Here is a 9059-nt window from a genome sequence, read left to right on the forward strand (position 1 = left end):
TCAAACGTAATCTTTATATTTGTCCAGATGCCGCACAGGTTTACTCAGCGCATCGCGGCGGAACGGGTCGCCCAGTTCGCGCGTGCACATGATTTCGATGATGGTGGTCTTGCCTTCATTCATCTGCATGTCGATCGCTTTCTTCAGGGCCGGACCCACGTCTTCCAGCTTGTCGACCGTGATGCCTTCGGCGCCCATGGCCCGCGCAATTTCCGCGAAGCTCTGGTTGTCGAGTTCACCGGCGACGAAGCGGCGGTTGTAGAAATCGACCTGGTTTTTCTTTTCCGCCCCCCACTGGCGGTTGTGGAACACCACGGCCGTCACGGGAATGTTGTGGCGCACGCAGGTCATCGTTTCCATCAGGCTCATGCCCCAGGCACCGTCGCCCGCATACGACACGGCCGGACGGTGCGGTGCAGCAACCTTGGCGCCGATGATGGTCGGGAAGGCATAGCCGCAGTTGCCAAAGCTCATCGCCGCAAAGAAGCTGCGCGGCTTTTCGAAGCGCAGGTAACTATTGGCCACCGAATTGATGTTGCCGATATCGGTCGACACCATCACGTCTTCCGGCATGGCTTTTTCCAGCTCGCGCAGCACTTGGCGCGGATGCAGATAGTTGCCCGGCTCTTTCTTCTGTTCCTCAATCATGTCCAGGCTGTACGCATCTTTTTCGTGCGTCCAGTTGGTCAACTCCTCTTCCCATGCGGCTTTTTCCGCTTGCACGGTGGCATAGCGCTCGTCGCGCGTGGCGTCGCAGTCGAGCGTCTTGCCATCCAGGCGGGACAGGATGGCTTTCGCGGCCGCCTTGGCGTCGCCGCAGATGCCCACCGAAATCTTTTTGACCAGACCCAGCATCTTGTTGTCCGCGTCGATCTGGATGATCTTGGCGTTCTTCGGCCAGTAATCCATGCCGTGCTGCGGCAAGGTGCCGAACGGCCCCAGGCGCGAACCGAGGGCGACGACGACGTCGGCCTTGGCGATCAGTTTCATGGCCGCCTTGGAACCTTGGTAGCCGAGCGGACCGCACCACAGCGGGTGGCTGGCGGGGAACGAGTCGTTATGCAGGTAGCTGTTGACGACGGGTGCGCCGAGGCGCTCGGCCAGCGCCTTGCATTCCTCGATCGCTTCACCCATGACGACGCCGCCGCCCGAGATGATCACGGGGAACTTGGCTTTCGCCAGCAATTCGGCCGCATCGTTGAGGCTTTGCTCGCCGCCGGCGCCGCGGTCCAGACGGTTCGGCTTTGGAATCTCGGCCTTGATTTCGCCATAGAAATAGTCGCGCGGGATATTCAGTTGCGTCGGGCCCATTTCGGACATGGCGCGGTCAAAACAGCGGCCCGTGTATTCGGCCATGCGGGCCGGATGGGTGACGTGGCCTTGATATTTCGTGAATTCCTCGAACATCGGCAGCTGGTTCGCTTCCTGGAAACCGCCCAGGCCCATGCTCATCGTGCCCGTTTCCGGCGTGATGATCACGACGGGCGTGTGCGCCCAGTAGGCGGCGGCAATGGCCGTGACGCAATTGCTGATGCCGGGGCCGTTCTGGCCGATAACGACGCCATGGCGGCCCGAGACGCGGGCATAGCCGTCAGCCATGTGGCCGGCGCCCTGCTCGTGCACGACGGGAATCAAACGGATGCCGGCCGGCGCAAAGATATCCATCGGGTCCATGAAGGCCGAGCCCATGATGCCGAACATGTCGGTCACGCCATTGGCGGCCAGGGTTTCCACGAACGCTTCGGAAGGCGTCATCTTTTGCGGGCCCACAGGTATTGCTGCGGCGGCGGCTTTTTGGTCGGACAAATCGGTCATGGCTCAGTCTCCTTACAGTTTTATGAAAAATCGGTATATTTTGTTCCGATATTTGAAATACGTGTTCAATTTAACGGTTGCGAAATGCGCTGTCAATGAAAATTCATGAAAAATCGGACTGTTTCATTCCTGAATCCGGAATCCGTGACTTAGGTCCGCTCCTGAAACAACAATGGCGGCTTATCCGCAACAGACAAGCCGCCATCTCTTTCTGCGCCGCCGTGCTTAGAACTTCAAGCGCATGCCGGCCGTAAAGGCGCTCGAGTTATGCCCAGGCAAGGGCACGCTGCCGCCGCTCGATGCGTCGCCAACAAAATTGCTGCCCGCGCCATCGTTGTTGATGCGGCCGTACGAGGTGTACAGATTCGTGCGCTTGGACAAGGCATAGGTGTAGCCGATGGCCAGCTGGCGCCCGCCGCGGCGCGCATTCGTACGGTCATCCTTCTTGATGTAGGACGCCATCACGCTGCCCGCCGCGCCCACGGGGGCCGAGGCGCCCAGCATATAGTTGCGGAAATCCGTGCCCGCATCATCCTTGTCCGTTTCATATGCGGCGTGCAGCTTGGCGGGGCCGAAGTCGTAGGTGCCGCCCAGCAAGGTGACCTTGGCCGTGTTCAGCGGCGTATCCTTGCGGTTATCGTGCGCCAGGGTCAGCACCAGCGGGCCATTGGCGTAGTCGATGGAAAAGTCGATGGTGCGGCCCAGGGTGTTGCTGTCCGGCTTTTCGCCCAGGCCGTACATCACAGCGGCCGACAAGCCGTTCACCTTTGGCGTCTCGTACATGATGGAGTTTTTCGTGCGCAGGCTGGCCACGCTCATCAGGTTGATCGAGGCGCCCGTCATGCCCGTCTCGAAGGGGTCGATATTGTCCAGCGCGGTGAACAGCGGGTTGTGCTGCAAGCCCAGGTTCACGGCGCCGAAACCGCCCGACAGGCCCACGTAAGCCTTGCGCCCGAACAAGGCGCCTTGGCGGTTGGCGCCCGTATCCACGTCGAGACCATTTTCCAGCAAGAAATTGGCTTTCAAATTATTGCCCAGGTCTTCCGTGCCCTTGAAGCCGATACGGCTGCCCGATTGCACGCCGGTGGCCAGCTTGGTGACGGAACCGTCCGCGCCGCCGTGTTCAGACGTCAGGCCCGCGTCAAGCAAGCCGTACACGGTGACGGACGATTGGGCGCTGGCGTTGCCGGCAAAGAAGGAGGCCAGGACGGCTGCCGCTACGAGTGTGTGTTTCATGTCATCTCCAGGTATTGTGGTTTTTATAAACGCATGAAACAATCATCAACTGCCTTGCTACAAATCGGACTCAGGCGATCAGCCCGGCCATCGGCGACGACGGCGTAGCGCTCATGACGCCTGCCCTCCGGGGCATGCGTCCGGCCAGATAGGCCTCGCGTCCGCCCTGCACTGCCAGTTTCATGGCGCGCGCCATGCGTATCGGTTCGCGCGCCGCCGCGATGGCGGTATTCATCAGGATGCCGTCGCAACCGAGTTCCATGGCGATGGCCGCGTCCGACGCCGTGCCGACACCGGCGTCGACCAGCACGGGCACACGGGCTTGCTCGATGATCAGCGACAGATTCCACGGATTCAGAATGCCCATGCCCGAACCGATCAATGACGCCAGCGGCATGACGGCGATGCAGCCGAGGTCTTCCAGCATGCGTGCCTGGATGGGGTCGTCGCTGCAATACACCATCACCTGGAAGCCGTCGCGTACCAGCTCCCCGGCCGCCTTTAACGTTTCCGGCATGTTCGGGAACAAAGTCTTTTCATCGCCGAGCACTTCCAGCTTGCACAGCTGGTGCCCGCCCAGCAGCTCGCGCGCCAGTTGCAGGGTGTAGACGGCGTCGCGCGCGTTGTAGCAGCCGCCCGTGTTGGGCAGGATCGTGTATTTCGACGGCGGAATGAAGTCGAGCAAGTTTGGCTCGCCCTTTTCCTGGCCAATGTTGACCCTGCGGATCGTCACGGTGACGATCTCGGCGCCGCTCTCTTCGATGGCCAGGCGCGTTTCCTCGAAATCCTTGTATTTACCGGTGCCCACCAGCAGGCGCGACTGGTAAGTGGTGCCTGCCAGGGTCAGGCCGGTCGGTGGCTGGCTGGGGGTGGCGTCGTCTCTCATCGTGATCTCCTAAGTTAAAGCTGGGGTCAGTCCTTCCGGGATTGGAATGTGCCCCATTGGGGCATATTCCCCCGGCGGGTCTGACCCCGGAATTCCTCTACCGCAGACTGCGGCGCCAAGCGTTCGCCGCAAAACGCAAAATCGACTTCCGGCCGCCGCCCAGATACGAGCTCGGCGATCGCCTTGCCCGCGCCGCAGCCCATGGTCCAGCCCAGGGTGCCGTGGCCCGTGTTGAGGAAGAGCTGGCGGTAGCGCGTGGCGCCGATGTAGGGCACGTTCGACGGCGTCAGGGGGCGCAGGCCGGCCCAGTAGACGGGATCGCTGTAATCGCAGGCGTAGGGAAACAGCGCTTGCACTCTGCGCGTGATGGCGGCGCAGCGCACGGGGTTCAGCTCCCGCGTATAGCCGTTCAACTCGCACGTGCCCGCCACGCGCAGGCGCTCGCCCAGGCGCGAAAACACCAGTTTGTGGCCGTCGTCCGTCAGTGAGACGGTCGGTGCGGCGGATGGGTCAAGAATCGGATAGGTGGCCGAATAACCCTTGCCCGGATACAGCATCAGGCGGATGCCCAGCGGCTGCAGCAGGGGCGCGGAAAAGCTGCCCATGGCCACCACCACGGCGTCCGCGTATTCACTGCGGTGGCGGCCATGCGCATCGATGCATTCCACGCCCGTGATGCGCGCGCCATCCGCCAGCAGCCGCGTCACCGTCGTGCCGTACTGAAAATCCACGCCAGCCCTGGCGGCGCGGGCGGCCAGCGCCGTGGTAAACAAATGCACGTCGCCGGACTCGTCGCTGGCCGTGAAATCGCCGCCGACGATGTGCTGGCGGGCATGGGACAGGGCTGGCTCGATGCGGATCACTTCGTCGGCGCTGACGGTGTTGCGCGGACAGCCCAGTTCGCGCAAGAGCGCGGCACCCGCTTGCGATTTATCAAACTCCTGCTGGTCCGTATAGAAATGCAAAATGCCCCGCTCAAGGTGGTCATAGGCTATGCCCGTCTCGCGCCGCAGTGCCTGCAAACTCTGCCGGCTGTACTCGGCCAGGGCGACGATCTGGCGCATATTGCGCGACACCCTCGATGGCAAACATTCGCGCAGGTAATGCAAGGCCCACTGCCATTGCAGCGTATCGAGACGGGGACGGAACAGCAGCGGCGCATCGTCCTTGCCCAGCCAGCGCACGACCTTGCGCAGGGTGGCGGGATTGGCCCACGGTTCCGCATGCGAGACGGAAATCTGCCCGCCGTTAGCAAAACTGGTTTCCTGCGCGGCGCCCGCCTGGCGTTCCAGCACGCGCACATCGTGGCCCGCCTGGCGCAAATACCAGGCCGATGCCGTGCCGACCACGCCGGCGCCGAGGACAAGGATCTTCATGGCGGGCCCGGCTCGCTTAGCGCGTCAGCAGGACGGCGATGGCGACAAAGGCGGCGATCCACACGGTTTCCATCACCAGCATGATCACGGGACGCCAGCCCAGCGAGGCCAGCGACTGGAACGATGTTTTCACGCCCAGGGCGGCAATGGCGATGACGAGGCAGGCGCGCGAGGCATTGTTGATCCAGCCATTCACTTCCTGCGGAATCAGGCCCAGGCTGTTCGTGATGACGAGCCAGACAAAGCCGATCAGGAAGAACGGCACCAGCGGTGGCGCATCGACTTCGCTCTTGCCATCCTTGCGCTTGAACATGATCGACAGGCCCAGCACGACGGGCACGAGGCAGGCGACGCGCGTCAGTTTCACGAAAGTGGCCACGTCTCCCGTATGGTTGCTGACCAGGTAGCCGGCGCCCACCACTTGCGCCACGTCATGGATAGTGCCGCCGATGAACACGCCCGCTTCCGTCGGATCAAAGCCCAGCAGCTTGACCAGCAGCGGATAGACGATCATGGCCAGGGTCGACAGCGACGTCACGCCCACCACCGTCAAGAGGGTGAACTTTTCGTTTTCCTTGGTTTGCGGCAGCACGGCCGAGATTGCCAGCGCGGCTGACGCGCCGCAGATGGCGACCGAGCCGCCCGACAAAATGCCTTCCGTAATGGGACGCTTGAGCCACCTGGCCAGCAGGTAGCCGAAGCCCAAGGTCGCCACCAGGCCGCCGACGACGATCAATAACGGCGTCACGCCCACGGAAGCGATCTGGTTGAAAGTGATGCGCGCGCCCAGCAGGGCCACGCCCGTGCGCAGCAGCACCTTGCTGCAAAACTCGATGCCGGGCTTGCAGGTGGGATCGGACGCGAGGAAGTGGAAAGCCAGGCCGAAGAACAGCGCATACAGCAGTTGGGGGCCGCCGTAATTGCTGGAAATAAAGGTGGCCGACAGGGCGATCACCAGCGCGATGGCCACGCCGGGCCAGCTGCGCAGCACGGCGCGGGGGCGCCAGATGGCAACGGCGGAAGACAGGTAGGGAATGTTCTTGTCGACAACGCGTGTTATCGCTGAGGAGTTGGTTTTCATGCGGGTCCGCTCATAATGTTTTAAAAATTGGGACATTTCATCTCGTTTTTTAATAATACACGATGAACTAGCGAAGTCCATGCTTTTCCATGAAAATCGAAACCGGATGTTCCGGAAACTGACGTTTTTTACTTTTTACTCCCGTAAACGACGAGCGGCGCGGCCCTTCGCAAGGACGCGCCGCTCGCTAATGACGAGTTAAAATTTACTTTTTGTTCAAACGGGTGATCAGGCTGGACGTATCAAAACGGTTGCCGCCCGCTTGCTGCACTTCGCCATAGAACTGGTCCGTCAAGGTCGTCACGGGCAGGTCGCTGCCGTTGCGTTTGGCTTCCGCGAGGCAGATACCGAGGTCTTTGCGCATCAGGTCGACGGCGAAACCGAAGTCGAACTTGCGCTCTATCATCGTCTTGCCGCGGTTTTCCAACTGCCACGACTGCGCCGCGCCCTTCGAGATCACGTCGACCACCAGGGCCGCGTCGAGGCCAGCGTTTTCCGCAAAGGCGATGCCTTCGCTCAAGGCTTGCACGAGGCCCGCGATGCAGATCTGGTTGACCATTTTTGTGAGCTGGCCGGAACCGGAGGCGCCCATGTAGGTGACGGCGCGCGAGAACAGCGCGATGACGGGCTCGGCGCGCGCATACGCTTCCGCATCGCCACCCACCATCACGGTCAGCTTGCCGTTTTCCGCGCCCGCCTGGCCGCCGGACACGGGCGCGTCGAGGAAGAACACGCCCTTTTCTTTTGCCGCCGCGTGGATGGTGCGCGCCGCTTCGGCCGAAGCCGTCGTATGGTCGATCAGGATGCTGCCTGGCGCCATGGCGGACAGCAAGCCGCCCTCTTCCAGGATGACTTGATACAGATCATTATCGTTGCCGATGCAGGTGAAGACGAACTCGGCGCCGGCTGCTGCTGCGGCCGGCGTGGCGGCGCTGCGGCCCTTGTGCTGCTCCAGCCAGGCGGCCGCGCGGGCCGGGTTGCGGTTGTACACGGTGACGTCGTGCCCGCCCGCCGCCAGGTGACCTGCCATGGGGAAACCCATGACGCCCAAACCGATGAATGCCACTTTTGCCATATTGTCCGTCCTGTCGATGAATGAATCCGATTATTGTTGCACAAAGAGTCGCCGCTGGCAGCATCAAGGTTCGGGGGCGCGCCGATAATACAGGTCGAACTCTTCCTCGCCATCGGGCACGAAGCCGTGACGCACATAGAAGTGGTTCGCCTCGCTGCCGCGCAAGGCGCCCACGCGCACGCTCTTGCGGGCCGCATCGGCCTCGGCAAACACGCGCGCCAGTACGGCCGCACCCAAGCCTTGCCGCTGGCACCCTGGCGCCAGGTAGAGGTGATCGAGCAGCAAATAGTCCGCTTGCGGGCGCAACACATAGAAGCCGGCCAGCGCGTTGCCATGGCGCAACTGCCAGGTGCAATCGGGATCGTACGTGGCCAGGAAACGCTGACGCGCCCGCTGCGGGTCATAGCGGCCGATACGCTCCAGGCTTTCACGCATGGCAGCCACGCGCAGGCTGGCCAGCGCCTCGCCATCGGTCGGGCTGGCAGGAACGAAGGTCAGCATGGCGTCACAGCACTTCGCGCAAGGCTGCCATCAGGGCTGCACACTCGGCCGGGGTGCCGATGCTGATGCGCAAATACTGGCTGATGCGGGGGGCATTGAAATGGCGCACGATCACGGAACGGGCGCGCAAGCCGGCCGCCAGTTGCGCCGCATCATGCTGCGGGTGGCGGGCAAAGACGAAATTGGCCACCGACGGCAGCACCTCGAAACCCAGCGCCGCCAGGTCCGCCGTCAGCTGTTCGCGGCTGGCGATGACGGCCTGGCGCGTCTGCTGGAAATACGCTTCGTCGTGCAGCGAGGCCACGGCGCCGGCCAGCGCCAGCCGGTCCAGCGGATACGAATTGAAACTGTTCTTCACTCTTTCCAGCGCCTCGATCAGGTCAGGATGCCCGAAGGCACAGCCCACGCGCAAACCGGCCAGCGAGCGCGATTTCGAGAACGTCTGCACCACCAGCAAGTTCGGATAGCGCTCGACCAGGGCCACGGCGCTTTCTCCGCCGAAATCCACATACGCTTCATCGACCACCACCACGGCGTCGGGATGGGCACGCAGCAGCGCTTCCACGCCGGCCAGCGGCAAGTCGACGCCTGTCGGCGCATTGGGATTGGGGAAGATGATGGCGCCGCACGGGCCCTGGTAGTCTTGCGGACGGATGCGCATGGTGTCGTCGAGCGCTACCGTGCGGTAATCGATGCCGTACAGCTTGCAATACACGGGGTAGAAACTGTAGCTGATGTCCGGAAACAGCAGCGGCGCATCGTGCTTGAGCAAGGCCATGAAAGCCAGCGCCAGCACTTCGTCGGAGCCGTTGCCGACGAACACTTGCCCGCTGTTCAGCCCGTGGTAGGTGGCCAAAGTTTGCTTCAGTTCGCTGGCAGACGGGTCCGGATAGAGGCGCAGGCTGTCGTTGGTGGCGTCGCGCAGCGCGGCCAGCACTTGGGGCGATGGACCGTAGGGGTTTTCGTTAGTGTTGAGTTTGACCAGGTCGGGCAGTTTCGGTTGCTCGCCCGGGATGTAGGGGGTCAGCTCGCTGACGATGTTGCTCCAGAATCGGCTCATTGCTTTTATGGGTGGGGTCGGGATGGGAG

Annotated in this window: 8 protein-coding genes; all 8 read right to left on the reverse strand. The window is 62.4% G+C overall.

All coding sequences use genetic code 11. The features are described from left to right. Window positions 1-1815, reverse strand: coding sequence for a sulfoacetaldehyde acetyltransferase (gene xsc, locus CSQ93_RS27905; protein ID WP_233516381.1), 1815 nt, complete (start codon window positions 1813-1815; stop codon window positions 1-3). A gap of 225 nt (window positions 1816-2040) precedes the next feature. Continuing rightward, a complete protein-coding gene (locus CSQ93_RS27910; RefSeq protein ID WP_099380826.1) occupies window positions 2041-3051 on the reverse strand; it encodes a porin in 1011 nt (336 codons plus the stop codon). 70 nt (window positions 3052-3121) lie between these two features. Further along, complete coding sequence (locus CSQ93_RS27915) at window positions 3122-3937, reverse strand: thiazole synthase (RefSeq protein WP_099380827.1); 816 nt, start codon at window positions 3935-3937, stop codon at window positions 3122-3124. 26 nt (window positions 3938-3963) lie between these two features. After that, complete coding sequence (locus CSQ93_RS27920; protein WP_099380828.1) at window positions 3964-5313, reverse strand: D-amino acid dehydrogenase; 1350 nt, start codon at window positions 5311-5313, stop codon at window positions 3964-3966. Between the two features lie 16 nt (window positions 5314-5329). After that, entirely contained in the window at window positions 5330-6394 is a 1065-nt protein-coding gene (locus CSQ93_RS27925; protein ID WP_081922749.1) for a YeiH family protein, read from the reverse strand. Between the two features lie 205 nt (window positions 6395-6599). Further along, window positions 6600-7469 (reverse strand): NAD(P)-dependent oxidoreductase, encoded by an 870-nt coding sequence (locus CSQ93_RS27930; RefSeq protein ID WP_099380829.1) that lies wholly within the window; start codon window positions 7467-7469, stop codon window positions 6600-6602. 63 nt (window positions 7470-7532) lie between these two features. Continuing rightward, window positions 7533-7970: a GNAT family N-acetyltransferase gene (locus tag CSQ93_RS27935; protein ID WP_099380830.1), complete on the reverse strand. Its 438-nt coding sequence runs from the start codon at window positions 7968-7970 to the stop codon at window positions 7533-7535. A 4-nt stretch (window positions 7971-7974) separates the two neighbouring features. Beyond that, window positions 7975-9030, reverse strand: a complete 1056-nt coding sequence (gene hisC / locus CSQ93_RS27940; protein WP_099380831.1) for a histidinol-phosphate transaminase — start codon at window positions 9028-9030, stop codon at window positions 7975-7977. Between the last annotated feature and the right edge of the window lie 29 nt (window positions 9031-9059).

The organism is Janthinobacterium sp. BJB426, assembly GCF_002735705.1.
In the GTDB taxonomy this organism is placed as follows: Bacteria; Pseudomonadota; Gammaproteobacteria; order Burkholderiales; family Burkholderiaceae_D; genus Janthinobacterium.